This window comes from Streptomyces sp. NPDC096079 (genome assembly GCF_040303145.1).
Classification (GTDB): Bacteria; Actinomycetota; Actinomycetes; order Streptomycetales; family Streptomycetaceae; genus Streptomyces.
In genome coordinates this window covers 355,304-381,137 of the sequence record NZ_JBEOST010000003.1, presented here as the reverse complement: position 1 = coordinate 381,137, position 25,834 = coordinate 355,304, and the positions used below count along the sequence as shown (strand labels likewise).

The 25,834-nt window shown below is 73.4% G+C and carries 24 protein-coding genes, 1 pseudogene and 1 riboswitch; of the genes and pseudogenes, 12 read left to right on the top strand and 13 right to left on the bottom strand.

Annotated elements, in window-relative coordinates; all coding sequences use genetic code 11:
- Positions 1 to 216: 216 nt before the first annotated feature.
- Positions 217 to 663 carry an anthrone oxygenase family protein gene (locus ABTY59_RS09180; protein WP_352018256.1) on the bottom strand — a complete coding sequence of 149 codons (447 nt, stop codon included), beginning with the start codon at positions 661 to 663 and terminating at the stop codon, positions 217 to 219.
- A gap of 91 nt (positions 664 to 754) precedes the next feature.
- Here ABTY59_RS09180 and ABTY59_RS09175 point away from each other — a divergent pair, with 91 nt between their 5' ends.
- On the top strand, positions 755 to 1,333 hold the full coding sequence (locus ABTY59_RS09175; RefSeq protein WP_352018255.1) for a TetR/AcrR family transcriptional regulator: 579 nt from the start codon (positions 755 to 757) through the stop codon (positions 1,331 to 1,333).
- A 52-nt stretch (positions 1,334 to 1,385) separates the two neighbouring features.
- Here the strand turns inward: ABTY59_RS09175 and ABTY59_RS09170 are convergent, their stop codons facing one another.
- Positions 1,386 to 2,264 carry a LysR family transcriptional regulator gene (locus tag ABTY59_RS09170; protein ID WP_352018254.1) on the bottom strand — a complete coding sequence of 293 codons (879 nt, stop codon included), beginning with the start codon at positions 2,262 to 2,264 and terminating at the stop codon, positions 1,386 to 1,388.
- A gap of 154 nt (positions 2,265 to 2,418) precedes the next feature.
- Between ABTY59_RS09170 and ABTY59_RS09165 the strand changes: the two genes are divergently transcribed.
- Positions 2,419 to 3,510: an alkene reductase gene (locus ABTY59_RS09165; protein WP_352018253.1), complete on the top strand. Its 1,092-nt coding sequence runs from the start codon at positions 2,419 to 2,421 to the stop codon at positions 3,508 to 3,510.
- Positions 3,511 to 3,547: 37 nt separating this feature from the next.
- On the opposite strand, the gene ABTY59_RS09160 is transcribed toward ABTY59_RS09165, so the two are convergent.
- The 4 genes from ABTY59_RS09160 to gad all read right to left on the bottom strand — a co-directional run bounded on the left by ABTY59_RS09160 (position 3,548) and on the right by gad (position 6,153).
- Entirely contained in the window at positions 3,548 to 3,985 is a 438-nt protein-coding gene (locus tag ABTY59_RS09160; protein WP_352018252.1) for an iron chaperone, read from the bottom strand.
- A 29-nt stretch (positions 3,986 to 4,014) separates the two neighbouring features.
- Positions 4,015 to 4,278: a hypothetical protein gene (locus ABTY59_RS09155; protein WP_352018251.1), complete on the bottom strand. Its 264-nt coding sequence runs from the start codon at positions 4,276 to 4,278 to the stop codon at positions 4,015 to 4,017.
- Positions 4,279 to 4,689: a VOC family protein gene (locus ABTY59_RS09150; RefSeq protein ID WP_352018250.1), complete on the bottom strand. Its 411-nt coding sequence runs from the start codon at positions 4,687 to 4,689 to the stop codon at positions 4,279 to 4,281.
- A gap of 66 nt (positions 4,690 to 4,755) precedes the next feature.
- A complete protein-coding gene (gad, locus tag ABTY59_RS09145; protein WP_403540145.1) occupies positions 4,756 to 6,153 on the bottom strand; it encodes a glutamate decarboxylase in 1,398 nt (465 codons plus the stop codon).
- Between the two features lie 187 nt (positions 6,154 to 6,340).
- On the opposite strand from gad, the gene ABTY59_RS09140 reads away from it, so the two are divergent.
- Positions 6,341 to 7,102 (top strand): class I SAM-dependent methyltransferase, encoded by a 762-nt coding sequence (locus tag ABTY59_RS09140; protein ID WP_352018249.1) that lies wholly within the window; start codon positions 6,341 to 6,343, stop codon positions 7,100 to 7,102.
- A gap of 3 nt (positions 7,103 to 7,105) precedes the next feature.
- Here ABTY59_RS09140 and ABTY59_RS09135 read toward each other — a convergent pair whose 3' ends face one another.
- On the bottom strand, positions 7,106 to 7,465 hold the full coding sequence (locus tag ABTY59_RS09135; RefSeq protein ID WP_352018248.1) for a hypothetical protein: 360 nt from the start codon (positions 7,463 to 7,465) through the stop codon (positions 7,106 to 7,108).
- A 201-nt stretch (positions 7,466 to 7,666) separates the two neighbouring features.
- Between ABTY59_RS09135 and gadC the strand changes: the two genes are divergently transcribed.
- Together gadC and ABTY59_RS09125 are read left to right on the top strand one after the other, a co-directional pair.
- On the top strand, positions 7,667 to 9,133 hold the full coding sequence (gene gadC, locus ABTY59_RS09130; protein WP_352018247.1) for a glutamate/gamma-aminobutyrate antiporter GadC: 1,467 nt from the start codon (positions 7,667 to 7,669) through the stop codon (positions 9,131 to 9,133).
- The gene (locus ABTY59_RS09125) at positions 9,130 to 9,567 is read left to right on the top strand and encodes a hypothetical protein (protein ID WP_352018246.1); all 438 of its coding nucleotides are present in this window, start codon (positions 9,130 to 9,132) and stop codon (positions 9,565 to 9,567) included. The genes gadC and ABTY59_RS09125 overlap by 4 nt, the downstream gene beginning before the upstream one ends.
- A gap of 490 nt (positions 9,568 to 10,057) precedes the next feature.
- Here the strand turns inward: ABTY59_RS09125 and ABTY59_RS09120 are convergent, their stop codons facing one another.
- The gene (locus ABTY59_RS09120; RefSeq protein WP_352018245.1) at positions 10,058 to 11,371 is read right to left on the bottom strand and encodes a hypothetical protein; all 1,314 of its coding nucleotides are present in this window, start codon (positions 11,369 to 11,371) and stop codon (positions 10,058 to 10,060) included.
- A 102-nt stretch (positions 11,372 to 11,473) separates the two neighbouring features.
- Between ABTY59_RS09120 and ABTY59_RS09115 the strand changes: the two genes are divergently transcribed.
- The gene (locus tag ABTY59_RS09115; RefSeq protein WP_352018244.1) at positions 11,474 to 12,433 is read left to right on the top strand and encodes a D-2-hydroxyacid dehydrogenase family protein; all 960 of its coding nucleotides are present in this window, start codon (positions 11,474 to 11,476) and stop codon (positions 12,431 to 12,433) included.
- Positions 12,434 to 12,495: 62 nt separating this feature from the next.
- On the opposite strand, the pseudogene ABTY59_RS09110 reads toward ABTY59_RS09115, so the two are convergent.
- Both ABTY59_RS09110 and ABTY59_RS09105 read right to left on the bottom strand, forming a co-directional pair.
- Positions 12,496 to 12,849 (bottom strand): annotated as a pseudogene (locus ABTY59_RS09110) (GntR family transcriptional regulator); the annotation flags it as partial.
- A gap of 2 nt (positions 12,850 to 12,851) precedes the next feature.
- Positions 12,852 to 13,796: a DUF1648 domain-containing protein gene (locus ABTY59_RS09105; RefSeq protein WP_352018243.1), complete on the bottom strand. Its 945-nt coding sequence runs from the start codon at positions 13,794 to 13,796 to the stop codon at positions 12,852 to 12,854.
- 121 nt (positions 13,797 to 13,917) lie between these two features.
- Here ABTY59_RS09105 and ABTY59_RS09100 point away from each other — a divergent pair, with 121 nt between their 5' ends.
- Positions 13,918 to 14,907, top strand: coding sequence for a S8 family serine peptidase (locus tag ABTY59_RS09100; RefSeq protein ID WP_352018242.1), 990 nt, complete (start codon positions 13,918 to 13,920; stop codon positions 14,905 to 14,907).
- 5 nt (positions 14,908 to 14,912) lie between these two features.
- Here the strand turns inward: ABTY59_RS09100 and ABTY59_RS09095 are convergent, their stop codons facing one another.
- Positions 14,913 to 15,776 carry an alpha/beta fold hydrolase gene (locus ABTY59_RS09095; protein ID WP_352018241.1) on the bottom strand — a complete coding sequence of 288 codons (864 nt, stop codon included), beginning with the start codon at positions 15,774 to 15,776 and terminating at the stop codon, positions 14,913 to 14,915.
- Positions 15,777 to 15,891: 115 nt separating this feature from the next.
- Positions 15,892 to 16,332, bottom strand: a complete 441-nt coding sequence (locus tag ABTY59_RS09090; protein ID WP_352018240.1) for a MarR family winged helix-turn-helix transcriptional regulator — start codon at positions 16,330 to 16,332, stop codon at positions 15,892 to 15,894.
- A gap of 91 nt (positions 16,333 to 16,423) precedes the next feature.
- Between ABTY59_RS09090 and ABTY59_RS09085 the strand changes: the two genes are divergently transcribed.
- Both ABTY59_RS09085 and abc-f read left to right on the top strand, forming a co-directional pair.
- Positions 16,424 to 16,771 (top strand): DoxX family protein, encoded by a 348-nt coding sequence (locus ABTY59_RS09085; protein WP_352018239.1) that lies wholly within the window; start codon positions 16,424 to 16,426, stop codon positions 16,769 to 16,771.
- Between the two features lie 127 nt (positions 16,772 to 16,898).
- Positions 16,899 to 18,527, top strand: a complete 1,629-nt coding sequence (gene abc-f / locus ABTY59_RS09080; protein WP_352018238.1) for a ribosomal protection-like ABC-F family protein — start codon at positions 16,899 to 16,901, stop codon at positions 18,525 to 18,527.
- Here the strand turns inward: abc-f and cobN are convergent.
- The gene (gene cobN / locus ABTY59_RS09075) at positions 18,524 to 22,135 is read right to left on the bottom strand and encodes a cobaltochelatase subunit CobN (protein ID WP_352018237.1); all 3,612 of its coding nucleotides are present in this window, start codon (positions 22,133 to 22,135) and stop codon (positions 18,524 to 18,526) included. The genes abc-f and cobN overlap by 4 nt on opposite strands.
- Positions 22,136 to 22,173: 38 nt before the next feature.
- Positions 22,174 to 22,301: riboswitch (cobalamin riboswitch) on the bottom strand.
- 78 nt (positions 22,302 to 22,379) lie between these two features.
- Between cobN and ABTY59_RS09070 the strand changes: the two genes are divergently transcribed.
- The 3 genes from ABTY59_RS09070 to ABTY59_RS09060 are packed head-to-tail and all read left to right on the top strand — an operon-like array spanning position 22,380 to position 25,746.
- The gene (locus ABTY59_RS09070) at positions 22,380 to 23,606 is read left to right on the top strand and encodes a ferredoxin-like domain-containing protein (protein WP_352018509.1); all 1,227 of its coding nucleotides are present in this window, start codon (positions 22,380 to 22,382) and stop codon (positions 23,604 to 23,606) included.
- Positions 23,603 to 24,256, top strand: coding sequence for a precorrin-8X methylmutase (locus tag ABTY59_RS09065; protein ID WP_352018236.1), 654 nt, complete (start codon positions 23,603 to 23,605; stop codon positions 24,254 to 24,256). Before ABTY59_RS09070 ends, ABTY59_RS09065 begins: the two co-directional genes overlap by 4 nt.
- Positions 24,253 to 25,746, top strand: coding sequence for a precorrin-2 C(20)-methyltransferase (locus ABTY59_RS09060; RefSeq protein ID WP_352018235.1), 1,494 nt, complete (start codon positions 24,253 to 24,255; stop codon positions 25,744 to 25,746). Before ABTY59_RS09065 ends, ABTY59_RS09060 begins: the two co-directional genes overlap by 4 nt.
- The last annotated feature ends 88 nt before the right edge of the window (positions 25,747 to 25,834 follow it).

Sequence of the window (25,834 nt, the reverse complement as noted above, 5' to 3'; positions counted from 1 at the left end):
CCATTCTTCCCACCGTCCTTCCAGGTTCGAGGAGTTCGTCGGCGCTCCCGCGTCGGGACCGGTCCGCATGCCACGGGCGCACGCATCGAGCGGGCCCGCTGGTGACTCGGTTTCATCGCGCTGTCCCGTGGCCCTCAGGCCCTGACGCGCCGGGCCAGTATGTGACGGCCCTCACAGTCGGGTTCCCACCGTGGACCCCGTGTTGCACCTCGGGGCTCAGGCCAGGGCCGTGACCAGGAGGGTGAAGGCGCCGATGATGACCGCGACGCGGACGTAGTGGTAGCGGTCCCAGCGGTTCATCTGCTCCTTCCAGTCCTCCGGACGGTTCTCCGGGGTCCACGTCTTGCCGCGGTTGTTGATGGGGACCAGCAGCGCCAGCGACATGATCACGCTGAGGATCAGCAGTCCGGCGGCGGTGACGACGAGGCCGGTGCCCTCGCGGCCCCAGGCGGCCACGGCCCAGACCGCGCTCAGGACGAGCGAGCCGATGTACCAGAAGGGCATCAGGGCGCCCAGCATCCGGCCGCCGTGGGCGCGGGCCAGCTGGTCGCTGTCCTCCGGGAGGGCGCCGAAGATCCGGTTCATGACGAAGGCGACGGAGAACTCGACCCCCACCATCAGGCCGACGGCGACGGTGGTGAAGACCTCGAGCGCGTTGAGCATGACGACCCCTCCAGAGACCTAGCGTTGCTAGCTGTCGAGGCAACGCTAGTACTGCTGCCGCTCGATTGTCTAGCGGTGCTAGCATCGAGTCATGTCGGTACAGGAACGCAAACAGCGCGAACGGGCGGTCCGCGAGCGCCTCATCGTGGCGGCGGCCCGCGAACTCGCCGAGCAGCAGGGCTGGGACGCGGTCACCACCCGCCGGCTCGCCGAGCGCATCGAGTACAGCCAGCCCGTCCTCTACAGCCACTTCCGCGGCAAGCGCGAGATCATCGGCGCCGTCGCCCTCGAAGGCGCCTCGGAGATGGCCGCGGCACTGCGGGCCGCGACCTCCGCCGCGGACGGCCCGCGGGCCAGGGCCGCCGCCCTGGCCCGCGCCTACCTCGACTTCGCCGAGCGCCACCCGGCGGTCTACGACGCCCTGTTCCAGCTCGACGGCGGCCTGGCCTTCGCGCACGAGGACACCCCGGAGCCGCTGAAGGACGCCTTCGCCGCCCTGCTGGAGAGCCTCGGCGAGGTCGCCGGCGAGGGCGTCCACCCGGGGGTCTTCACCGAGACCTTCTGGGCGGCCCTGCACGGCCTCGCCACCCTGGCCCGCGCCGGACGGCTCCCGTCGGAGTACGCCGGACAGCGCGTGGAACTGCTGGTGGACCGGCTCGCCGTCATCTGACCCCCGCGACCGGACGGACGGCGGCTGCTGTGCGGGACTTCCGAAACACCCCCTAGATCCCGCTGACCGTGTCCACGAAGGCGCGGAGGCGGGCGTTCTCCGTCGTGGTCGGCCACATGAAGGAGTAGTCGACGGGCGGGGCGTCACGGAACGGGACCCAGACGACGTCCGGGCGGGTGTGGTAGCGCTCGGCGTCCTGGCTCGCCGGCGAGACGCCCCGGCCCAGACCCACCAGGTTCATGATCTCCGTCCAGTACGTGGCGGTCTGGCCGTGCGGGACCGGCACGCCCCCGGGGGTGCGGCGCGGGTAGTGGAAGTCCAGCCAGTGGCGCGGCACCGTCCCGGAGACCGCGATGAGCGTGGTCTCCGCCAGGTCCTCCAGCGACACGGAGGGCCGCCGCGCGAAGGGGTGGCCGGCCGGGACCATCAGGACCCGCGGCACGGACAGGACGGCCGGGCCGATCGTCAGGTCGGCTTCCTCCACGGGGAGTTCGGTGACCTGGAGGTCGACCCGCCCGCTCCTGATCGGCCCGAAGGGGTCGGAGAGCTGCACCTCGTGGATCTCGACCACGCAGTCCGGGTAGCGGTCGCGGAAGACCTCGGCCGCCTTCAGCAGGATCTCCGCGATCATCGGGCTGGAGTACCCGACGCGCAGCTCTCCCGTGATGCCCCGCCCCATCGCCACGGCCCGGTCCACGGCCCGCAGCAGCTGCTGCTGGACGGGGAGGAGGTCCTCGTGGAGCTGGCGTCCGGTCGGCGTGAGGGCCACGCGCCTGCTGGTGCGCTCGAACAGCGGGGTGCCGATGCGGCGTTCCAGCTTCTTGATGGTCTGGCTCACCCTGCCCTGCGCCAGGCCGAGCCGCTCCGACGTGCGCCGGAAGTGCAGCTCCTCGGCCAGCGCGAGGAAGACCTCGATCTCGTGTCGCTCCACTGCGGTGGCCCCCCAAGCCCTCGCGGCCCCCATCGGTGAGCCCGGGTCACCGATCGTAGATGAGATCGATCTTGTTCGGCCGGGGCGTCCGGCGGAGGGTGGAACCACCCCTCCTCCCCCACATCCATCCTCAGAACCGCAAGGGACGTTCCTCATGAGCAGCCTCTTCGACCCCGTACGCCTCGGCGGACTCGAACTCCCCAACCGCCTCGTGATGGCGCCGATGACCCGCAACCGCGCCGACGACGACGGCTCGGCCACCCCGCTGATGGCCGCCTACTACGCCCAGCGCGCCTCGGCGGGGCTGATCGTCGCCGAGGCGTCCACGCCGAGCGCGGTCGGGCAGACGTACCCGAACATCACCGCGCTGCACACCGACGCCCACGTCGCCGGATGGCGGCGCGTCACCGAGGCGGTCGGTGCGGCGGGCGGCCGGATGTTCGCCCAGCTCCAGCACGGCGGCCGGATCGGGCACCCCGACAACAGCGGTGGCCGCCACCCCCTCGCGCCCTCGCCGGTGGCGCTCCCGGAGACGATCTTCACGCCGTCGGGGCACCAGCCCGCCGTGGTGCCCGTCGAGATGACCGCCGACGACATCCGTACCACCGTCGCCGACTTCGCCGCCGCCGCGCGCCGGGCCGTCGACGCCGGGTTCGCCGGCGTGGAGGTGCACGCCGGGAACGGCTACCTCCTGCACCAGTTCCTGGCCTCCGGGACCAACCACCGCACCGACGGCTACGGCGGCTCGCCGGCCGCCCGCGTCCGCTTCGTGGTGGAGGTCGTGCGGGCCGTCGTGGAGGCCGTCGGCCCCGAGCGGACCGGTCTGCGCGTGGCGCCCGGCGTCACCGCCAACAGCATGCGCGAGGACGACGTCGAGACCGTCTACCCCGCGCTGGTCGACGCCCTCTCCGGCAGCGGCCTCGCCTATCTGCACGTCGTCTTCGCCGACCCCGACCAGCCGCTCTTCCAGCACCTGCGCAAGCACTGGGAGGGCACCCTGATCGCCAACCCCGTACTGCCGTGGCCCGGCCCGCTCCCCGCCGACGGCGGCCGCGCGGCGGGCGAGCGGCTCCTGGCCGCCGGAGCGGACCTCGTCGCGCTCGGCCGGGCCTTCCTCGCCAACCCCGACCTGGTGGAACGGCTGCGCAGGGGCGCGCCGCTCAACCCGCTGCGGGACAAGGGCCTGATGTACGTGGGCGGGGCGGAGGGCTACACCGACTATCCGTTCCTCACGGACGCCCCGTAGAGGGGCCTCAGCCGCCCGCCCGCCTCAACCGCCCGCCTCAGCCGGCCGCCCGCGTGAGGAGTTCCGCGATCCGCTTCTCCGTCGCCGGGTTCAGGGCCGTGAGGGCGTACGCGGTCGGCCACAGGGTGTCCTCGTCGAGGGCGGCCTGGTCGCTGAACCCCAGGGTGGCGTACCGGGACTTGAACTTCTGGGCGCTCTGGAAGAAGCAGACGACCTTGCCGTCCCGGGCGTAGGCGGGCATGCCGTACCAGAGCTTCGCGGTGAGTGCGGGGGCGTTCTCCTTCACCAGGGCGTGGACGCGCTCGGCGAGGGCGCGGTCCTCGTCGGGCATCTCGGCGATCTTCGCGAGCACGTCGGGCTCGGTGTCCGCCTTCGCCCCGCGCCGCTTCGTCGCCTTCAGCTCCTTGGCGTGCTCCTTCATCGCCTCCCGCTCGTCGTCGGTGAAACCGTCGTAGGACTTCTCGTTCGCGGCCATGGTGGGTTCCCCTCGTGGTCGTTCGGTGGTCAGGACTCGGCGCCGTGCAGCCGCAGCGTCCTCGCGCGTTCCGCGCGGCGGGTCAGCAGGTAGTCGTACGGCGCGGCTCCGTAGGCCAGGCGGAACTGGCGGGTGAGGAGCGCGGGGGGCAGGTCCGCCGTCCGGGCCAGGTCCAGGACGTCCAGCGGGCGGGCGTACTCCCGGTCGATGCGGTCGCGGACCCGGCGCAGCCGGGTGAAGTCCCGCAGGCGCCGGTCCGCGGCGCGCGCCTGCGCCCACCCCGGGCGGCACATCTAGCGGACTTCCTGGATGCGGATCAGGTTGCCCGCGGGGTCGCGGAAGGCGCAGTCGCGGATGCCGTACGGCTGCTCCGTCGGCTCCTGGACGACCTCGGCCTCCGCGGCCCGCACCTTCTCGAAGGTGGCGTCGAGGTCCCGGGTGGCCAGGAGGATCCAGCCGTACGTGCCCTTGGCCATCATCTCGGCGATGGTGCGGCGCTCGTCCTCGGTGATCCCGGGGTCGACGGCCGGCGGGGCGAGGAGGATCGACGTCCCGGGCTGCCCCGCGGGGCCGACGGTGATCCACCGCATCCTGCCCTGGCCGACGTCGCTGCGGACCTCGAAGCCGAGGGCGTCCCGGTAGAACGCCACGGAGGCGTCCGGGTCGTCGTGCGGGAGGGCCGTGGTGTGAATGGTGATGTCCATGGCCCTCACGCTAGTTGCGGGCCCCCGTACCGCGCTTCTCGAATCCTGATCCGTTCCCGGTGCGTCTCAGTGGTGGAAGCCGGAGCGGTCGGCGTCCGACGGCACGCCCTGCGTCAGGCGCTCCAGGGCGCGGTCCATGTCCTGCGCCAGCAGGTCGATCTCGTCGCGGCCGATGCCGTGACGGATCATGACGCGCTGGATGACGGTCTCCTGCCGGTCGGGGGGCAGCGGGTAGGAGGGGACCTGCCAGCCCCGCATCCGGAGCTGGTCGGAGAGGTCGTACAGGCTGAAGCCCGCGCCCTCGGGGTCGGTGAGGGTGTACGAGACGGCGGGCAGCGCGCCCTGCCCGTCGTAGAGCAGCGTGAACGGGCCCATCGCCTCGATCTTCCCGGCGAGGTACTGGGCGGTCAGCGCGCAGGCCTCCTGGACGCGCCGGTAGCCGGCCCGCCCCAGGCGCAGGAAGTTGTAGTACTGGGCGACGATCTCACCGCCGGGGCGGGAGAAGTTCAGGGCGAAGGTCGGCATGTCGCCGCCCAGGTAGCTCACCCGGAAGACGAGGTCCTCCGGCAGGTGCTCGGCGGTGCGCCAGACGGCCCAGCCCACGCCGAGGGGCGCGAGGCCGAACTTGTGGCCCGAGGCGTTGATGGAGGAGACCCTCGGCAGCCGGAAGTCCCAGACGAGGTCCCGGTGGAGGAACGGCGCGATGAAGCCGCCGCTCGCCGCGTCGACGTGGATGGGGACGTCGAGTCCCGACTCCTGCTGGATCCGGTCGAGTTCTGCGGAGAGCTCGGCGACCGGCTCGTAGTCGCAGGTGTAGGTGACGCCGAGGATCGCGACGACACCGATGGTGTTCTCGTCGACGTAGTCCTTCAGCTGGTGCGGGCGCAGGCCGGTGGCGCCCGGCTCGACCGGGACCTGGCGCAGTTCCACGTCGAAGTAGCGGGCGAACTTGTCCCAGCAGATCTGCACGGGCCCGCAGACGATGTTGGGCCGGTCGGTCGGCTTGCCCTCGGCGCGGCGCTTCTCCCTCCAGCGCCACTTCAGGGCGAGTCCGCCGAGCATGGCGGCCTCGCTGGAGCCGGTGGTGGAGCAGCCGAGGGCCGCGCCCTCGCCGTTCGCGCTGCCGGGTGCGTTCCACAGATCGGCCAGGATGTTCACGCACCGCGACTCGATCTCGGCGGTCTGCGGGTACTCGTCCTTGTCGATCATGTTCTTGTCGAGGCACTCGTTCATCAGCTTGCGGACCTCGTCGTCCGTCCACGTCGTGCAGAACGTGGCCAGGTTCTGCGACGCGTTGCCGTCGAGCAGCAGCTCGTTGTGGAGCATCGCGTACACCACGGACGGGAGATTCGACTCCTCCGGCATGCGGTGCTTCGGCAGGACCCGCTCGCTCAGGGCGGAAGCGAAGACGTCGGTCGCCGCGTCGGCCACGCTCTTCGGGGCCTTCATCTCATGGAGCGCCACAGTTTCCCCTTCGATCAGCGGTCTCGTCGACAGTCCTCTCATCAACCCACGGGGCCGGGCGGGGCGCCCGGCAGCGGCCGCGACCGTTGACCCACCCGGGTGAGGGGGCCGCCGAGGCCCTGTCCCGCGGCTCCCCCTGCCAGTACGTTCCGGACGAAGTGGATCATCAGCGGAAGGCCCCCACCCCATGACCCCTCGCACGACCCCCCGCCCGATCGACGGCACCGAGCAGCCGGACGCCGACGTCCTCGACTCGTACGACGACGTCCCCGAGCGCCTCATCGGCTACCCGGCCGTCTTCCACGCCCTCGGCGTCGGCTCCTCCGCCGTCCGCACGGTCCTGGACTACGGCTGCGGGCCGGGCAAGGTCGCCCTCCGCGTCGTCGAGGCGTCCGACGCGCGCGTCGTGGCCGTCGACCTCGCGCCCCGGATGCTGGAGCTCGCCCGGGAGCGGCGCCCGCACCCGAGGATCGAGTACCGGCTGACCGACGACGGCCGGCTGGGCTTCCTCGCCGACGGTGCCGTCGACGCCGCCATGGCCTGCTTCGTCTTCACCACCGCCGGGGAGATCGAGGTCCTGCACGAGATCGCCGCCGAAACCCACCGGGTGCTGCGCCCCGGCGGCCGGTTCGCCGTGCTGGACGCCAACCCGCGCACCACGGGCATCCGGTTCTCGACCTTCCGCAGCGGCGAGCCGGGCCGGGTCTACACCAAGGGCGAGCGGCGGCGGTCGCGCCTGGAGCGCCCGGCCGGAGGGGCGCCGCTGGAGCTCGTCGACCACCACTGGCCCTGCCAGACGTACCTCGACGTGCTCGGCAAGGCCGGGTTCACCGACCTCGACGTCCACGAGCCCGTGCTCACCCACCAGTCGGCGCTGCTCGGCGGTGATCCGGCGGAGGCGGGCCATCCGCCGTTCCTCGTGGTGTCCGGGGTCAAGCCGCGGACGTGACCGTCAGCTGTCGGAGTAGCTGAAGTCCCCCACGGTCCACGCACTGACGTCCGCGATGGCGACCCGGTACATGCCGCCGGTCTCGGGCATCCCCACCGTCCCCTGGAGGATCCGGGCGAGGTGGAAGTGGAGGTGGGTGGGGGGCGTGTCCCGCTGTCCCGCGGGGGCGAAGACGCCGGAGAACTCGGACAGCCTGGCCGAGTCCGTGAGGACCTCCGACACGCGCTGTCTCCACAGGCCTTCCGGGGCGAGCCGCCCGGTGATGACCACTCCCCCCGCGACGACGGTGAGGGACATCTGGTTGCTCCGCCCGGATTCCACGGTGGCGGCGACGTCGACGAGCAGCTCGTCAGGGATCGACATGGAAGCCGATTCTACGGGGGCGGGTCCCGGCGGCGGGGGTCCTCGGAGCGGCGCGGCCGGACCCGCCGCGCCCCCGACGGCCCGGAGGCGGGCCCGCGTCCGGGCCGCGCACGCGAATGACCCGTACGGCCGACCCCCGCTTGCCGCGCCCCATGCGCCGTCCGAGCGTGAGGTGATCGTCCGACGTACGGGAGGGCAACCTTGAGCAGCATCGACACACCGGCCGACGTCCCCAGGCCGCGGGCGGCCGCGACGCGGCCGGCGCCCACCACCCTCACCTGGGTGACCCTCGCCCTGATGACCACCGCGTCGGTGGCGAGCCTGCGAGCCGCGCCCACGATGGCCGTCTACGGCCTGGCCTGCGTGTTCCTCTACCTCGTCCCGGCGATCGTGTTCCTGCTGCCGACCGCCCTCGTCTCCGCGGAGCTGGCCTCCGGCTGGAACGGCGGCGTGTACCGCTGGGTCTCCGAGGGGCTCTCGAAACCGCTCGGATTCCTCGCCGTGTGGTGCCAGTTCGCGATGACGATCTTCTACTACCCGAGCCTGCTCGGGTTCGTCGCGTCGACCATCGCGTTCATCATCGATCCGGCCCTCGCCTCCAGCGGTCCGTACACCGCGATCGTCATCGTGGTCCTCTACTGGACGGGCGTCTGGGTCTCCTCGCGCGGCACCAAGGCACTGGCCGGGCTGGCCAGTTGGGGCCTGATCATCGGCACCCTGATCCCCGGCACCCTGCTGGTGGTCCTCGGCATGGTCTTCCTCGGCCAGGGCAACCCCTCCGCCGCCCCGATGACCGCGGACGCCCTGCTCCCGCAGTGGACGGGACTCGCCAGCCTCGTGCTGATCGTCAACAACTTCCTGTCGTACTCCGGCATGGAGATGAACGCCGTGCACGTCTCCTCGCTCAAGGACCCGGCGAAGGAGTACCCGAAGTCGATGTTCCTCGCGATGGGCCTGGTGCTGCTGATCTTCATCCTGCCGGCGCTCGCCATCAGCTGGGTCGTCCCCGCCGACCAGCTCAGCCTCACGGCCGGCGTGATGCAGGCGTTCGACGCCTTCTTCGAGTACTTCCACATCGGCTGGCTCACCCCGATCGCCGCCGTCGCCCTGGTCTCCGCCTCCCTCGGCGGCATGCTCACCTGGCTGGCCGGCCCCTCCAAGGGCCTCCTGGAGATCTCCCGCCAGGAGGGCTACCTGCCGCCGTTCCTGCAGAAGCTGAACAAGTACGGCGTCCAGCAGAACATCCTCGTCACCCAGGGCGTCGTCACCACGGTCATCGCCCTCGGGTACGCGCTGATCCCCAACGTCTCCAGCGTCTACTGGATCTTCTCGGTCATCACCACGCAGGTGTACCTGATCGTCTACCTGCTGATGTTCGCCGCGGCGATGCGCCTGCGGAAGACCCAGCCCGACCACCCCCGCGGCTACCGGGCCCCCGCGCTGGGCGTCCTGTGCGTCACCGGTCTGCTCGCCTCCCTGGCGGCGCTGTGCATCGGCTTCGTCCCCAGCTCCCAGTTCGGCAGCGGCAGCGTCTGGGCGTACATCGCCATCGTCGGCGGCGGCCTGGTCATCCTGGGCCTCCTGATCCCCTGGGCCTTCCTGAAGTTCCGCAAACCGAGCTGGCGCACCGCCGACGCCGGCGTCCCGAGCGAGGGAGACCGGGCATGAGTCCCACCCGCTTCGCCTCCGAGCACAAGTGGATCTACTGGGGCGCGATCGTGATCCTCGTCGGTCTCGTCATCACCGGCCTCATCCGCTACCAGGGCGTGACGACCAGCAACAAGAGCGCCGACAAGGCCAAGCAGCTCCAGGAGGAGCTGGTGCGGGCCGGATACCCCTCCCCCGACACCGACACCGTCGAGCAGCTGCTCGGCACCGACGGCGGGCCGGTCTGCGAGGACCCGGGCAGCGCCCTCAACACGGCGCTGTGGAAGATCCAGCAGGCCAACGGCGCCACGGGCCCCGGGATGCGGCCCGTCATCACCGACACCAAGGCCGTCGAGGTCGAGCGGATCATCCTCCAGGTCTACTGCCCGGACGAGCTGGAGGACTTCCAGGACTCGCTGGACGACCTCAAGACCGACGACACCGTCCGCCGGTGACGTACGCCGGTGACGTACGCCGGTGACGTACGCGGGGCCTGACCGGCCCCGCGCCGCCCGGCCCCGCGCCGCCCGGCCCCCGACGCCCTCCACGCCCTCCTCCGTGAACTGACGCGGCTCATGCCGCCGTCCGTCCGTGCGGGGGAGGGCGTGGGGGGCGTCGGGGGCGTCCACGGCCGTCGTCCGGGCGTCGCCGGAACCTTCCTGCGGCGGCCGGGGTGGGCGCCGGAACCCCCCTGCGGCGGCCGGGCCGAGTGCCGTGACCTGGGCGGCGGGCGGGGCGGTGGCGCCGATCCCGTACCGGTCGGCCGGCTGGTGGGCGCAAGCCCGACGGAGAGGACCCGGCGCCCACGGGACGTTCCAGGGCCCGTCCGGAACGTCCCGTCCGCCCGGAGGGCGCGGCGCACCCCGGCGGTCACGGGCAGCACGGCGCCGGTCCGCGAGCACGGGTTCTCGCCGTGCTCGCGGACCGGCGTCCGCGCCTCCGGAGCTACGAGGGCCGGCCCCCGGACGTCGTCTTCGGTGCCGGCTCCTCCGCCGGCTCCTCCGCCAGGAAGGCCACCACCGCGAGGACGAAGAGCAGGACGAGGACGACGCCCACGACGACCCAGGCGGTGGGGTAGGGCCAGAAGACGATGGCGGCCGCCGCCCCGGCGACGAGGATCCAGGTGATCCACGTGCGGTAGCGGCCGACGAACGGGCCCACCGGACCGAGACGCATGCCCGCGTGGTCGGCCGTGGAGCGGGTGGCGGTGAGGCCGGAGTGCCAGAGGCCGCGCACGAGGACGGCCGGGCGGCTCGGGCCGGAGAGCCAGGCGGCCAGGGCGAGCAGGATGCCGAGGGTCGCGTACACCCGGACCGAGGTGCGCAGGAAGCGGATCAGGGTGTCGTAGACGGAGCCGGCGGCGGCCGGGGAGACCTCGGCGGGCAGGGCGTTGAGATAGACCGTGCGGAAGACGGTGAGGGCGACGCCGAGGACGATCGCGGCGAAGGCGACGCCGAGGGCGGCGGCCACCAGGGTGCGGCGGCGGTGCACGGCCAGCAGCACACCGGCGACGACGAGCAGGACCGCGATCACCGGCAGCCAGACGCCCATCGCCTGGAGCAGCGCGAAGCCGGTCTTCACCTTGCCGATGTCGTCGGACTTGACCACCGTGAAGTCGGTGTGGATCTCGGGGATCTTGGCCGCGACGTCGAGCCCGGAGTCGACGAGGCGCTGTTTCACGCGGTCGATCACGGGCGCGAGGTCGATCGTGACCGTGTCCGTCTCGATCTTCACCGCGCCTTCGTCGTTGCCGGTCAGGGCGCGGTCGAGGGAGGTGTGGATCGCGCGGTTCGCGTCGGTCCAGATCGTCTGGAAGGCCGACGAGGCGACGACGTCCTGCGTCCGTTCGTGGACGAAGCTCTTGACCGCGCCCTCCAGGGAGCCGCCGAGCTTGCCGAGGGCCTTCGCCGCCAGGGGCCGCTGGTCGGGAGCGACGCCCTCCAGGAGGGACTCCAGGTCGATGTGCTCCATGACGGCGTTCGTCACCCGCGTGGCGACGGCCGCCTGGACGTCCGGGTCGTCGGCGAGCGGGGCGACGGTCTGCACGTACCGGTCGGTGTCCCCGACGATGTCCGAGGTCCAGGAGGCGACGATGCCCAGCGGGACGAGGACGCAGCCGATGACGATGAGCAGGGCGGCGAAGAAGGAGCGGACGCGGTGGTGGGGCGGTGGGGCCGCCGCCTTGTCCGCTTCCAGGGCGGCCACCCGGGCCCGGAGCACCGAGAGTTCGTCACCGCTGCCGCCGGCCGCTTCGCTCATGGCACCTACTCCTCAACAGGGGACAAGTCGTGATGATTCTCCGTAAAAGGTGTGTCACTGTCGCTCTGGGCGGTGCATGCGGGTGTACGCGATCATGCGGTCATGAAGCTGCGCTGTGCCGTACTCGACGACTACCAGGGCGTCGCCCTCGCCTCCGCCGACTGGAGCCCGCTCGCGGACCGCGTGGACGTCCGCGTGCTGCGCGAGCACCTGACGGACCGGGAGGAACTCGTCGCCGCCGTCCACGACTGCGAGATCCTCGTGGTGATGCGGGAGCGGACCCCGGTCGACGCGGAGCTCCTCGGCCGCCTCCCCCGGCTCCGGCTGATCGTCACCTCCGGCATGCGCAACGCCTCGATCGACGTCGCCGCGGCCCGCGCGCGCGGCGTGACGGTCTGCGGCACCGCCAGCAGCCCCGAACCGCCCACCGAACTGACCTGGGCGCTCCTCCTGGGCCTCGCGCGGCACGTACCGGCGGAGGCGCGGGCCGTGCGGGAGAACGGGCCCTGGCAGTCGACGGTCGGCGCGGACCTCGCGGGCCGTACGCTCGGCCTCGTCGGCCTCGGCAAGATCGGCGGCCGGGTGGCCCGGATCGGCCTCGCCTTCGGCATGGACGTGACCGCGTGGAGCCCGAACCTGACGGAGGAGCGGGCCGCCGAGCACGGCGTACGGCTCGCGAAGGACCGGCGGGACCTGCTCGCGGGCAGCGACTTCGTCTCCCTGCACCTGGTGCTCTCCGACCGCACCCGAGGCCTGATCGGGGAGCCCGAGCTGCGGGCGATGCGCCCCTCCGCGTACCTCGTCAACACCTCCCGTGCGGGTCTCGTCGACGGCGACGCGCTGCTGCGGGCGCTGCGGGAGGGGTGGATCGCGGGGGCGGGCCTGGACGTGTACGAGACGGAGCCGCTGCCCGGCGACGACCCGCTCAGAGCCCTCCCGAACGTCCTCGCGCTGCCCCATCTGGGCTACGTGACGGAGGGCAACTACGCTCGCTACTTCGGCGAGGCGGTCGAGGACGTCGAGGCGTTCCTGACGGGGACCCCGGTCCGGGAACTGGGCTGACGCCGGTCTCCGGCACGGGACGACTCCCGGGGCACCGGCGTCTCCGTCACGCCGCCCGACCATCCCAGGCTCGTGCGCGCCAGGTTCAGGAACTCCTCCTCCGTCAGGCCCAGCTCCCGGGCCTCCGCAGCCGCTTCCCGCAGGCGGGAGACCAGGCGGGCGCGGTCCGGGGCGGTGGCGCCCGGGACGATCAGGGCGCCGCGGCCCCGGCGGAGTTCGATCAGGCCCTCCTCGCGGAGCCGCTGGTAGCCGCGGAGCACGGTGTGGACGTTGACGCCGAGGGAGTCGGCGAGTTCCCGGGCGGCCGGGAGCCGCTCGCCGGGGGCGGCGGAGCCGTCGGCGAGGGCGCCCCGGACGCAGGCGGCGATCTGGTCGCCGAGGGGCACGGCGGAGGCCGGGTCGACACGGAAGAGCACGGTCAGACCTTCCCATGCCGTTCGGCGAGGGTGTTGAGGAGGGCGGCGGCGGTCCGCGCGTCGGGAACGGTGACGGCGAACTCGCGCCCGCCGGACCGCCGTACGACGAGCGCCTCGCCGGACCGCAGCACCACGCCCGTGCGGTGGGCCCGGACCCGGTAGCCCCAGCCGCCGAAGTCGCCCATGGCGTCGAGGTCCCGGACGCCGGCCTCCGCGACCTCGTCGAGCGGGACCCGGATGCGGGGCCGGGCGGCGAGGGCGGGGCGGACGGTGAGGCCGCGGCGGTCGACGGTGACCCGGACGCGGGCCAGGGCGAGTCCGGGCACGCCGACGACGAGGCCGAGCAGTCCGAGCAGGGCGCCCGGCCAGGGCGCGAGGAGCAGGACGGCCGGTGCGGCGACGAGGGCGAGCACCGCGAGGGCGGTGAGCGGCCGGGAGCCGGTGGAGCGGGTCCAGCCGGCGACCTCGCTCGCGCCGAGCGGGAGCCGGGGCACGGAGGCGGTGGGCGCCTCGGCGGGTGCCGGCGGGACGAGCCGGGTCAGGGCGAGGCCGGCGGCGGCGAAGAGGGCCGCGACGGCCGCCGCGAGGGTGAGGTTCGCGAGGGGCGAGGAGACCAGGGCCGCGTCGCCCGCGTCGAGGTTGTCCCGGACCAGGAGGACGAGGAGCGCGCCGGTGAAGCCGGCGGTCGCCCAGGCGCCCCACAGGGCGGTGCGGCGGACGAGGAGCGTCCAGCCGGCCCCGAGGCCGAGCAGCAGGGCCGTACTGATCACGGTGAACGCGGCGCGGCCGGTGAAGCCGTCGGCGCGGCCTCCGCCGCCGAAGTGGGTGGCGAGGGGGTCGGGGAGCCGGTCGTACCCGAGGGCGAGGACCAGCAGATGGGCGGTGAGCGCGAGGGCGAAGGGCAGCGCGGCGAGCGCGCGGAGACGAGGCGTGGCAGCACGGTTCATGAAAACCTCCCTTGTTCGCACTCTACTAGAACAATGCGGATTGACGGAGAGGATCTTCGAGATGCGGGGCGTGCGAACCGGCTGTTCACTGGGTCAAACGCAGACGAATGGGGAGATCTTCATGCGCCGCCGGTCCGTCACCCTTGCCGCCTTCACCGCGTTCACCGCCCTCACCGCCGGGCTCGTCACCGGCTGCGGCGACGACGACGAGCCGGACCCGCTGCGCGCCCAGCAGTGGGGCATCGACGCGCTGAAGCTGCCGGACGCCTGGAAGACGTCCACGGGCCAGGACACCGTCATCGCGGTCGTCGACACCGGCGTCGACCTCGACCACCCCGACCTCAAGGGCCGGCTCGTCGCCGGATACGACTTCGTGGACGGCGACGACCAGCCGAAGGACCTCAACGGGCACGGCACCCACGTCTCCGGCATCGCCGCCGCCCACACCGGCAACGGCATCGGGGGCGCGGGCGGGGCCGGCGGCGCCAAGATCATGCCGGTCCGGGTGCTCGGCGCCGACGGCAGCGGCAGCAACGAGAACATCACCAAGGGGATCGTCTGGGCCGCCGACCACGGCGCCGACGTCATCAACCTCTCCCTCGGCGAGTCCGGGCTGATGGCCCGGCTCCTCAAGGGCGGTGTCCTCAACCAGGCCATCACGCACGCCAACGGCAAGGGCGCGGTCGTCGTCGCCGCCGCGGGCAACGACTCCACCGCGCTCCAGCCGTACAAGGTCGACACCCCGGTCCTGGTGGTCAACGCCGCCGACGAGAGCGGACGGCCGGCCTCCTTCACCAACTTCGGCGCGCGGAACGCCGTCTCGGCCCCGGGCGTGGACATCCTCTCGACGCTCCCGACGTACACGACGAAGGAGACCCTGAAGAACGGCTCGGGGTACGGGAAGCTGTCCGGCACCTCGATGGCCTCGCCGTACGTCTCCGCCGTGGCCGCGCTCCTGCACCACCAGGGCCTGGCCCCGGCCGCGATCATGCAGACGATCCGCGACACGGCCGCGAACCCGGGGCAGCTGCTCAAACTGGGCCTGGGGAACGTCGACGCGGCGGCGGCCGTGAACTCCGCCGCCGCGAAGACCGCCGCCGCCCGGAAGTAGCGGAATCAGGCCAGCGCCGCCCGCAGCGCCTCGGCGAACTCCGCCGGGGCGCCCTGCTGTCCGAACTCGCCGCCCAGGAAGCCGCCGTGGTGGCTCGGGAAGACGGCGAGCGGGGTGCCGAGCCCCTCGGCGACGCCGACCGCGGCGCGCGCGGCGAACGTGCCCTCGGACTCCTTGCCCGCGGCGATCACGATCCGGGTCGGCGCGGCGCGCAGCGCGGTGAAGTCGGGCCGGTAGGACGTGCAGCCGCGCATGTTCTGCCCGAGCAGCGGGTCGCCGCGCGAACCGTCGTCCTCGGCCGGCAGGCCGAACGCGGCCGGGGCGGGGGCGGGCTCCTCCGCCCAGTCCGCCGGGATCTCGCCCTGCCGCATCGTCAGCGCGAGGAACTTCGCCATCGCGGGGCCCCAGCCCTCCCGCAGATAGGTCGCGTGGACGTCCGCGCACATCCCGAGCGCCGCCTCCCGGTCCGGGACGACCTGCGCCGTCGGCGGCTCGTGCGCGACGAGCGTGTGCACCAGGTCGCCGCGGCCTGCCACCAGGGCCAGGGCGTTGACCGCGCCGCCGCTGCTCGCGAAGACGTCGACCGGTCCGGCGCCGAGCGCCTCGATCAGCCGGGCCAGGTCGTTGGCGTGCTCCTCGGGCCGGGTCTCCGCGGCGCCGTCGGTGCGCTCGCTGCGGGCCACCCCGCGCGGGTCGTACGTCACGACGGTCCGGTCGGCGAAGTGGGAGGCGAGGGTGGTGAAGCCGCCGGCGTCCATGGGGGAACCGATCAGCAGCAGGGGCCGCTCGTCGGTCCCGGTGCCGGGGCGCACGTCGTAGCGCAGGGTCGCGCCGACGGTGTCCAGGGTGCGGGTGTCGGTCTCGGCCATGGTGATCTCCTCGGTGGTGGGCCTGTCAGGGGGTGGACCCCCGGCCCCACCGGAACTCATCGGCCGCGACGCGACGATCGCGGCTCACCGGTCCCGCGGAGACGACCTACACGTCCTACTCGCCGCACTCATGGTCGGCAGCGTCCACCACGACCCGGTCCAGGAGGCCCCGCAGCACGGCCTGTTCGGCCTCGGTCAGGTCGCCGAAGAGCTGGCGCTCCGCCTCGCTGACGGCCGCGTCGACCCGTCCCAGGGCGGCCGCGCCGGCCTCGGTGATCTCCACGATGTGACGGCGCCGGTCGGCGGGGTCGCGCCGTCGCTCGGCGAGCCCGTCCGCCTCCAACTCGTTGAGGATCGAGACCAGTTGGCTGGGGTCCACCTCCATCGCCGCGGCCAGGTCCCGCTGGCTCATCGCCCCGGGCGCGAGCTGCATCAGCGTCATCGCGTTCCTCGGGTGCAGTCCCGCGACGCCCAGGGCGGCACGGATGCGCGCGCCGGTGAGCTCGCCGCGGAAGGAGAGGAGGAAACCGAGGCGGTCGGACGGGAGAGCTGCCATGCACCCACCGTAACAGCGGCTCCATTGTGGAGCGAGGACAATCGTTGATATCGTTCAACGATTGAGCCACTCGGACCATTGGAGCCTCCCCATGTTCATCGGCTATGCCGTCGTCGCCGCACTGCTCGCCTTCGCGCTCTCCGCCTCCGCCGTCATGACCTTCACCCGCAACCCGCAGATCGTGGGCAACATGACCAAGCTGGACGTGCCGGAGTCCTGGCTGCCCTGGCTCGCGACCGCGAAGGCGGCCGGCGCGATCGGCCTGCTGGCGGGGCTCGCCGTGCCGGCGATCGGCGGGGCGGCGGCGGTCGGCGTGATCCTCTACTTCGCCGGCGCCGTGATCACCCACCTGCGGGCGAAGGACTACGCGATGGCGCCGGCCGTGGTCCTCACCGTGCTCCCCGTGGCCGCGCTGCTGCTGCGCGTCGCGTCGGCCTGAACCCGGCCCCGAAATCGCGAGACGGAACGTCTTGCGAAGGGGGCGGGGGCGGCGTACCTTCATGCAAGCGAGACGAGACGTCTCGTATCGCTGCTGGGTCCTTGTCCCCGAGGTCAGGAGGTCGCCCTTGTTCCGTGCCCTGTTCACCGACGTCACCAAGCGCTACGACGACCGGTACGTACAGCACCGGACCGTGCTCGACCGGGTCTCCCTCACCGTCCGCCCCGGCGAACGCCTCGGCGTCGTCGGCGACAACGGCTCCGGGAAGTCCACCCTCCTCCGGCTCCTCGCCGGCCAGGAGACCCCCGACGCCGGCACCGTGACCGTCGACGCCCCCGGCGGCCTCGGCCACCTCGCCCAGACCCTCGGCCTCCCCGCGGACGCGACCGTCGGCGACGCCGTCGACCACGCGCTCGCCGACGTCCGGGACCTGGAGCGGGCGATCCGTACGGCCGAGACGGAGCTGGCCGCCACCGGCGACCTCGACGGATACGCCCGACTGCTCGCCGCCTACGAGGCGCGGGGCGGAGCCGGGGCCGACCGGCGCGTCGAGACGGTCCTCCGGCGGCTCGGCGAGCCCGGCCCGCTCGACCGCGCCCGGCCGCTCGGGACCCTCTCCGGCGGTCAGCGCTCACGGCTCGCCCTGGCCGCCGTCCTCGCCGCCGAACCCGAACTGCTGCTGCTCGACGAACCCACCAACGACCTCGACGACGAGGCCGTCGCCTGGCTGGAGGACCGGCTGCGCGCCCACCGGGGCACGGTCGTCGCCGTCTCCCACGACCGGGCCTTCCTCGACCGGGTCGCCACCGGCGTCCTGGAGGTCGACGAGGACCGCCACACCGTGCGCCGGTACGGCGACGGCTACCCCGGCTACCTCGCCGGACGCGCCGCCGAACGGGCCCGCAGACAGCGGGAGCACGAGGAGTGGAAGGCCGAGACCGCCCGCCACCGGACGCTCGCCGACACCCACATCGACCGCTTCTCCGCGATCCCCCGCAAGGCCCCGGCCGCGTTCAGCGGGGCCGGCGCCTTCCGGGCCCGGTCACGCGCGCACGGCGCGATGAGCAGGATCCGGGCCGCCCGCGAGCGGCTCGCCCGACTCACCGACCACCCCGTGCCCGCACCCCCGGAAGCCCTCCGCTTCCACGCGGCGATCGACGGCGAGGGCGCGCCCGTCGACCTCGCCGGCATCCGCGTGGACGGCCGGCTCCGGCTCGACGCCCTGCACCTCGACGCGGGCGAGCGGCTCCTGGTCACCGGGCCGAACGGCGCCGGGAAGAGCACCCTCCTGAAGGTGCTCGCGGGCGAACTCGTCCCGGACGCGGGCACGGTGAAGGCGCCCGCCCGGGTGGGCATGCTCCGTCAGGAGACGGCCCCGCCCACCGACCCCCGTACGGTGAGCGAGGCCTTCGGAGCGGACCGCACGGACGAGCTGCTCGCCCTGGGTCTCTTCTCCGCCGGGGACCTGAAGACCCCGGTCCGGTACCTGTCGACAGGACAGCGCCGGAAACTCGAACTGGCACGCCTCGTCACCGAACCGGCCGATCTGCTCCTCCTCGACGAGCCGACCAACCACCTGGCCCCCGGTCTGGTGGAGGAGATGGAGGCCGCGCTCGCCCGGTACCGGGGCACGCTGATCGTGGTCAGCCACGACCGGCGACTGCGGGAGGGGTACCGGGGCCGGTCCCTGGCACTGGAACCGGCCCTCGTGAAGGCCTGTTCCCCGGACGGGAACCGGCCCTCGTCGGACGCCTAGTCCTCGTCCTCGGGGCCTTCGAGGTCGCCCTCCGTCTCCAGGAACACCTGGCGCAGGGCCGCCAGGGTCTCCGGGTCCGGCTTCTCCCACATGCCGCGCGACTCGGCTTCCAGGAGCCGCTCGGCGATGCCGTGCAGGGCCCACGGGTTGGCCTCCTTCAGGAAGGCCTGGTTCGTCTCGTCGAGGACGTACTCCTGCGTCAGCTTGTCGTACATCCAGTCGGCGACGACACCCGTCGTCGCGTCGTACCCGAAGAGGTAGTCGACGGTCGCCGCCAGCTCGAACGCGCCCTTGTAGCCGTGGCGGCGCATCGCCTCGATCCAGCGCGGGTTGACGACGCGGGCCCGGAAGACCCGGGAGGTCTCCTCGACGAGCGTGCGGGTGCGGACGGTCTCCGGGCGGGTCGAGTCGCCGATGTACGCCTCCGGGGCCGTGCCCGTGAGCGCGCGGACGGTCGCGACCATGCCGCCGTGGTACTGGAAGTAGTCGTCCGAGTCGGCGATGTCGTGCTCGCGGGTGTCCGTGTTCTTCGCGGCCACCGCGATCCGCTTGTACGCGGTCTCCATCTCGGCGCGCGCCGGGCGGCCTTCGAGCCCCCGCCCGTACGCGTACCCGCCCCACACCGTGTACACCTCGGCCAGGTCGGCGTCCGTGCGCCAGTCCCGCGAGTCGATCAGCTGGAGGATGCCCGCGCCGTACGTGCCGGGGCGCGAGCCGAAGATACGGGTGGTGGCGCGCCGCTCGTCGCCGTGCTCGGCGAGGTCGGCCTGCGCGTGCGCCCGGACGTGGTTGTCCTCGGCGGACTCGCCCTCCAGGCCCGCCACGAGCCGCACGGCGTCATCGAGGAGCCCGATGACGTGCGGGAACGCGTCCCGGAAGAAGCCCGAGATGCGCAGCGTCACGTCGACGCGCGGACGGCCGAGCTCGGCGAGCGGGATCGCCTCCAGGCCGTTCACCCGGCGCGAGGCCTCGTCCCACAGCGGACGGACGCCGAGCAGCGCGAGCGCCTCGGCGACGTCGTCGCCGGCCGTGCGCATCGCGCTCGTGCCCCACAGGGAGAGACCGACCGAGGTCGGCCACGCGCCGTTGTCGTCGCGGTAGCGCGTGAGCAGCGAGTCGGCGAGCGCCTGGCCGGTCTCCCAGGCCAGCCGGGACGGCACGGCCTTCGGGTCGACGGAGTAGAAGTTGCGGCCGGTCGGCAGGACGTTGACCAGGCCCCGGAGCGGGGAGCCGGACGGGCCCGCCGGGACGAAGCCGCCGTTCAGGGCGTGCACGGCGTGCGCCAGCTCGTCGGTGGTGGCGGCGAGGCGCGGCACGACCTGCTCGCAGGCGAAGCGCAGCACGGCCTGGACCTCGGAGCCGTACGCGGCGGCGACCGCCGGGACCGCGTCCGCGGACCAGCCCGCCTCCTCCATCGCCTCGACCAGCTCGCGGGCCTTCGCCTCCGCCTCGTCGGCGGTGGTGCGGGTCGCCGCCGACTCGTCCAGGCCGAGGGCCTCGCGCAGACCGGGCAGCGCCTGCGTGCCGCCCCAGATCTGGCGGGCGCGCAGGATGGACAGGACCAGGTTGACCCGGGCCTCGCCCTCCGGGGCGCCGCCGAGGACGTGCAGCCCGTCGCGGATCTGGGCGTCCTTGACCTCGCACAGCCAGCCGTCGACGTGCAGCAGGAAGTCGTCGAAGCCGTCGTCCTCCGGGCGCTCCTCCAGACCGAGGTCGTGGTCGAGCTTGGCGGCCTGGATCAGGGTCCAGATCTGGGCGCGGATCGCGGGCAGCTTCGCCGGGTCCATGGAGGAGATCTGCGCGTACTCGTCGAGCAGCTGCTCCAGGCGCGCGATGTCGCCGTACGAGTCGGCGCGGGCCATCGGCGGCACCAGGTGGTCGACCAGGGTCGCGTGGACGCGCCGCTTGGCCTGGGTGCCCTCGCCCGGGTCGTTGACCAGGAACGGGTAGATCAGCGGGATGTCGCCAAGGGCCGCGTCGGGGCCGCAGGCGGCGGACAGGCCGGCGTTCTTGCCGGGCAGCCACTCCAGGTTGCCGTGCTTGCCCAGGTGGACCATGGCGTCGGCGCCGAAGCCGCCGTCCTCGGCGCGTGCGGCGATCCAGCGGTAGGCGGCCAGGTAGTGGTGGGACGGCGGGAGATCGGGGTCGTGGTAGATCGCGATCGGGTTCTCGCCGAAGCCGCGCGGCGGCTGGATGAGGACCAGCAGGTTCCCGCGCCGCAGGGCGGCGAGGACGATGTCGCCCTCCGGGTTGCGGGACCGGTCGAGGAACATCTCGCCGGGCGCCGGGCCCCAGTGCTCCTCGACCTGCTCGCGGAGCTCGGCGGGCAGCGTCGCGTACCAGCGCTTGTAGTCGGCGGCCGGGATGCGGACCGGGTTCTTCGCGAGCTGCTCCTCGGTCAGCCAGTCCTGGTCGTGGCCGCCGGCCTCGATGAGGGCGTAGATCAGCTCGTCGCCGTCTCCGGAGACGACACCGGGGAGGTCGTCGGCGGGCCCGAAGTCGTACCCCTCCGCCATGAGCCGGCGCAGCAGCGAGACGGCGGAGGCGGGGGTGTCGAGACCGACCGCGTTGCCGATGCGGGAGTGCTTCGTCGGGTACGCGGAGAGGACGAGCGCCAGCCGCTTCTCGGCGTTCGGGATGTGGCGGAGCCGGGCGTGCCGGACGGCGATCCCGGCGACGCGGGCCGCGCGCTCGGCGTCGGCGACGTACGCGGGCAGACCGTCGGCGTCGATCTCCTTGAAGGAGAACGGGACGGTGATGAGGCGGCCGTCGAACTCCGGCACGGCGACCTGGCTCGCGGCGTCCAGCGGGGACAGGCCCTCGTCGTTCTCCTCCCACGCGGACCGGGAGCCGGTCAGGCACAGGGCCTGGAGGATCGGCACGTCGAGCGCGGCGAGCGCACCCGCGTCCCAGGCCTCCTCGTCGCCGCCGGCCTGCGCCTCGGCCGGCTTGGTGCCGCCCGCCGCGAGGACGGTGGTGACGATCGCGTCGGCCGTGCGCAGCGTCTCGACGAGCTCCGCCTCGGGCGCCCGCAGGGACGCCACGTACAGCGGGAGGGCCCGCGCGCCCGCGTCCTCGACCGCCCGGCACAGGGCGTCGACGAAGGCGGTGTTCCCGCTCATGTGGTGGGCGCGGTAGTACAGCACGGCGACGGTCGGGCCGTCGGTGTCCTTCGCGGTCCGCTCCAGCGGGCCCCAGGTGGGCGCGGCGGCCGGGGCCTCGAAGCCGTGGCCGGTGAGCAGGACCGTGTCGGAGAGGAAGCGGGCCAGCTGCTCCAGGTTGGCCGGGCCGCCGTGCGCCAGATAGGCGTGCGCCTCGGTGGCGACGCCGACCGGGACGGTGGAGGCCTCCATCAGCTGGGCGTCGGGGGCCTGTTCGCCGCTGAGCACGACGACCGGCTTCCCGGCGGCCAGGATCGTGTCCAGGCCCTCCTGCCAGGAGCGGACGCCGCCGAGGAGCCGGACGACGACCAGGTCGACGCCGTCGAGCAGGGCCGGGAGGTCGGCGAGGGGGAGCCGGGAGGGATTGGCGAAGCGGTACTCCACCGGCCCTCCGGCCGCGCGGGCGCTGAGCAGGTCGGTGTCGGAGTGCGACAGCAGCAGGAGCATGGCGAGCTCAGGCCTTCCTCGGGGTTGTCCGCGCCCCGGGTGGTCAGATGGACGACGGGAGTTCCTGACTCACCCGCGGGTGCGGGCTCACAGTGGCGGGACCGCGCCGGATTCTCACCGGGCTTCCTCCCCGGGGTCCTGGGACCCCATGCCGATCTGCATCCTAGATCGTGACGTCGGCGGGCCCCAGGGAGCGGCGGGGTCGACCGGATCACACCCGGTGGCCGGGCGGTTCCCCGTGGGTATGCTCGCCGCCATGCCGCCCACCCCGCCCCCGACGCCCGCACCGGGCGACGTTCGCGTACGGGACCGTGGCGACGCCTGCCCCGGGGCGCTGCGCCTGCACCCCGCCGACGACGGACGCCTGGCCCGACTGCGCCTGCCCGCAGGACGCCTGACGCCCCCTCAGGCCGAGGTCCTCGCCCGAGCGGCCGAGACGCTCGGCGACGGGCGCATCAGCATCACCTCGCGCGGCAACGCCGAGCTGCGCGGCCTCTCCGAGGACTGCGGGGCGGACCTCGCGTCCCTGCTGGCCGGGGCGGGCCTGCTGCCCTCCCCCACCCACGAGCGCGTCCGCAACATCGTGGCCTCGCCCGGGGCGGGACTCGACGGACTCGGGCACGCCGACGTGCAGTTGTGGGCCCGCGACCTGGACGCGGCCCTGTGCGCCGAGCCGCGGGCGGCGTCCCTTTCGGGACGGTTCCTGTTCGTCCTGGACGACGGGCGCGGGGACGTCGCCGGGCTCGGCGGCGATGTGAGCTTGATCGCAGGACGGAACGGATCCGTCCGGCTGCTCCTCGGCTCCCGGGCCTTCCTCCTCGCCGCAGCCGACGCCGTCAGGGCCGCCCTCGCCGCCGCCCTCGCGTTCCTGAACGCGAGCGAGGCCGCCGGGACCGGGGCCTGGCGCCCGCACGAGCTGCCCGAGACGCACGTGCCCGACTGGGCCGGGGCGCTCGCGGAGGCCGGCATCACGGCGGAGCCCGTACCCGTACCCGCGCTCGCCGTGTCCCCGCCGCCCGCGCCGGGGCCGCTCGGCGACCGCGCCCTGCACGTCCTCGCCCCGCTCGGCCGGCTCACCGCCGCCCAGCTGCGGGCCCTGACCGACGGAGCCGGCGAACTCCGGCTCACCCCGTGGCGCGGGGTGGTCGCGGTGACGGCCCCCGGGGCGCTCCCGGCCCTGGAGGCCCACGGCCTGATCACCCGCGCCGACGCGCCCGGCGCCCGGGTCACCGCCTGCACCGGACGCCCCGGCTGCGCCAAGTCCCTCGCGGACGTCCGGGCGGACGCCCTCGCCGCGCCCCCGGGCCCGCTGCCCGTGCACTTCTCCGGCTGCGCGCGCCGCTGCGGCCACCCGCGCGGCACCTGGGTCGACGTCCTCGCCACCGGCGACGACAGCTACCTGGTGGACGGCGTCCCCACCTCCCGTACCGCCCTGCCCGAAGCAGTGACCAAGGCCCGCACGACGAGATGAGCGAGAGCACCAGGATGTTCGACTACGAGAAGGACGGGACGGAGATCTACCGCCGGTCCTTTGCCACGATCCGCGCCGAGGCGGACCTCGCGGACCTGCCCGCCGACGTCGCCCAGGTGGCGGTCCGGATGATCCACGCCTGCGGCATGACCGACCTCGTGCAGGACATCGCGTACTCCCCCCGGGTCGTCGCGAACGCCCGCGCCGCCCTCCAGGCCGGCGCGCCCATCCTCTGCGACGCCCAGATGGTCGCCAGCGGCGTCACCCGCAAGCGGCTGCCCGCCGACAACGAGGTCCTCTGCGCCCTGTCCGACCCGGCCGTCCCCGGTCTCGCCGCCGAACTCGGCACCACCCGCTCCGCCGCCGCCCTCGAACTGTGGCGCGACCGCCTCGAAGGGTCCGTCGTCGCCATCGGCAACGCGCCGACCGCCCTCTTCCACCTCCTGGAGATGATCGCGAAGGGCGCCGGGAAGCCGGCCGCCGTCCTCGGCATCCCCGTCGGCTTCATCGGCGCCGCCGAGTCCAAGGACGCCCTGGCCGAGAACACCCTCGGCCTCGACTACCTGGTCGTGCGGGGCCGGCGCGGCGGCAGCGCGATGACGGCCGCCGCGCTCAACGCCCTCGCCCACGAAGCGGAGATCCAGGCATGACGACCGTGACCGGAAAGCTGTACGGGGTCGGCCTCGGCCCCGGCGACCCGAACCTGATGACCGTCGCCGCCGTCAGGGCCATCGCCTCGGCCGACGTCATCGCCTACCACTCGGCCCGCCACGGCCGGTCCATAGCCCGCTCCATCGCCGCCGAGCACATCCGCGAGAACCACGTCGAGGAGCGGCTGATGTACCCGCTCACGGTGGAGACCACGGACCACCCGGGCGGCTACCGGGGCGCGCTGAACGACTTCTACGAGGAGGCCTCGGCCCGCCTCGCCGCCCACCTCGACGCCGGCCGCACCGTCGCCGTGCTCGCCGAGGGCGACCCGCTCTTCTACGGCTCGTACCAGCACATGCACAAGCGGCTCGCCGACCGCTACGACACCACCGTCATCCCCGGCGTGACCTCGGTCAGCGCCGCCGCCGCCCGGCTCGGCGAGCCGCTGTGCGAGGCGGAGGAGGTCCTCACGATCATCCCCGGCACGCTGCCGGAGGACGAGCTGACGGCCCGCCTCGCGGGCACCGACTCGGCGGTCGTGATGAAGCTCGGCCGCACCTTCCCGACCGTGCGGCGGGCGCTGGAGCGGGCGGGCCGCCTGGAGGACGCGCGGTACGTGGAGCGCGCGTTCATGACGGGCGAGCGCACGGAGAGGCTCAGTGACGTGGACCCGTCCTCGGTGCCGTACTTCTCCGTCGCCGTCCTGCCCTCCCGCGTCGACCAGGAGCCCCCCGTACGGGAGACGGGCGAGGTCACCGTCGTCGGCACCGGCCCCGCCGGGGCGCCCTGGCTCACCCCCGAGTCGCGCGGCGCCCTCGTCAACGCCGACGTCCTCGTCGGCTACACGACGTACCTCGACCGCGTCCCGGTCCTCCGCCCCGGGCAGATCCGCCACGGCTCCGACAACAAGGTGGAGTCCGAGCGCGCCGAGTTCGCCCTCGACCTCGCGCGGCGCGGGCACAGGGTGGCGGTCGTCTCCGGCGGCGACCCGGGCGTCTTCGCCATGGCGACCGCCGTCCTGGAGGTCGCCTGCGAACCGGCCTACGCGGACGTGCCCGTACGGGTCCTGCCCGGGGTGACCGCGGCGAACGCGGCCGCCGCCGCCGCGGGCGCCCCCCTCGGCCACGACTACGCGACGATCTCCCTCTCCGACCGCCTCAAGCCCTGGGACGTCATCGAGGCCAGGCTCCGCGCGGCGGCGGCCGCCGACCTGGTCATCGCCCTCTACAACCCGGGCTCCAGGTCCCGCACGCACCAGGTGGCCGCCGCCCGCGACCTCCTCCTGGAACTCCGCGCTCCGGAGACGCCGGTGGTCGTCGCCCGCGACGTCGGCGGCCCGGAACAGTCGGTCCGGATCCTCACCCTGAAGACCCTGGACCCCTCCGAGGTCGACATGCGCACCCTCCTGCTGATCGGCTCCTCGCAGACCCGCACGGCCGAACGGGGCGACGGCCGCACGATCACGTGGACCCCTCGGCGCTACGGCTGAGATCCGAGGTGGGGGCGGGGACAACCCTGCCCCCACCTCGTGAGTCACACAGGCGTTCCCCCGTTTCACCTGCCTCACATCCGGTCCG

Coding starts and splice junctions, on each gene's coding strand:
- ABTY59_RS09180 (WP_352018256.1), bottom strand. CDS start 663: ATGCTCAACGCGCTCGAGGTCTTCACCACCGTCGCCGTCGGCCTGATG.
- ABTY59_RS09175 (WP_352018255.1), top strand. CDS start 755: ATGTCGGTACAGGAACGCAAACAGCGCGAACGGGCGGTCCGCGAGCGC.
- ABTY59_RS09165 (WP_352018253.1), top strand. CDS start 2,419: ATGAGCAGCCTCTTCGACCCCGTACGCCTCGGCGGACTCGAACTCCCC.
- ABTY59_RS09160 (WP_352018252.1), bottom strand. CDS start 3,985: ATGGCCGCGAACGAGAAGTCCTACGACGGTTTCACCGACGACGAGCGG.
- ABTY59_RS09155 (WP_352018251.1), bottom strand. CDS start 4,278: ATGTGCCGCCCGGGGTGGGCGCAGGCGCGCGCCGCGGACCGGCGCCTG.
- ABTY59_RS09150 (WP_352018250.1), bottom strand. CDS start 4,689: ATGGACATCACCATTCACACCACGGCCCTCCCGCACGACGACCCGGAC.
- ABTY59_RS09140 (WP_352018249.1), top strand. CDS start 6,341: ATGACCCCTCGCACGACCCCCCGCCCGATCGACGGCACCGAGCAGCCG.
- ABTY59_RS09135 (WP_352018248.1), bottom strand. CDS start 7,465: ATGTCGATCCCTGACGAGCTGCTCGTCGACGTCGCCGCCACCGTGGAA.
- ABTY59_RS09125 (WP_352018246.1), top strand. CDS start 9,130: ATGAGTCCCACCCGCTTCGCCTCCGAGCACAAGTGGATCTACTGGGGC.
- ABTY59_RS09120 (WP_352018245.1), bottom strand. CDS start 11,371: ATGAGCGAAGCGGCCGGCGGCAGCGGTGACGAACTCTCGGTGCTCCGG.
- ABTY59_RS09115 (WP_352018244.1), top strand. CDS start 11,474: ATGAAGCTGCGCTGTGCCGTACTCGACGACTACCAGGGCGTCGCCCTC.
- ABTY59_RS09105 (WP_352018243.1), bottom strand. CDS start 13,796: ATGAACCGTGCTGCCACGCCTCGTCTCCGCGCGCTCGCCGCGCTGCCC.
- ABTY59_RS09100 (WP_352018242.1), top strand. CDS start 13,918: ATGCGCCGCCGGTCCGTCACCCTTGCCGCCTTCACCGCGTTCACCGCC.
- ABTY59_RS09095 (WP_352018241.1), bottom strand. CDS start 15,776: ATGGCCGAGACCGACACCCGCACCCTGGACACCGTCGGCGCGACCCTG.
- ABTY59_RS09090 (WP_352018240.1), bottom strand. CDS start 16,332: ATGGCAGCTCTCCCGTCCGACCGCCTCGGTTTCCTCCTCTCCTTCCGC.
- ABTY59_RS09085 (WP_352018239.1), top strand. CDS start 16,424: ATGTTCATCGGCTATGCCGTCGTCGCCGCACTGCTCGCCTTCGCGCTC.
- cobN (WP_352018237.1), bottom strand. CDS start 22,135: ATGCTCCTGCTGCTGTCGCACTCCGACACCGACCTGCTCAGCGCCCGC.
- ABTY59_RS09070 (WP_352018509.1), top strand. CDS start 22,380: ATGCTCGCCGCCATGCCGCCCACCCCGCCCCCGACGCCCGCACCGGGC.
- ABTY59_RS09065 (WP_352018236.1), top strand. CDS start 23,603: ATGAGCGAGAGCACCAGGATGTTCGACTACGAGAAGGACGGGACGGAG.
- ABTY59_RS09060 (WP_352018235.1), top strand. CDS start 24,253: ATGACGACCGTGACCGGAAAGCTGTACGGGGTCGGCCTCGGCCCCGGC.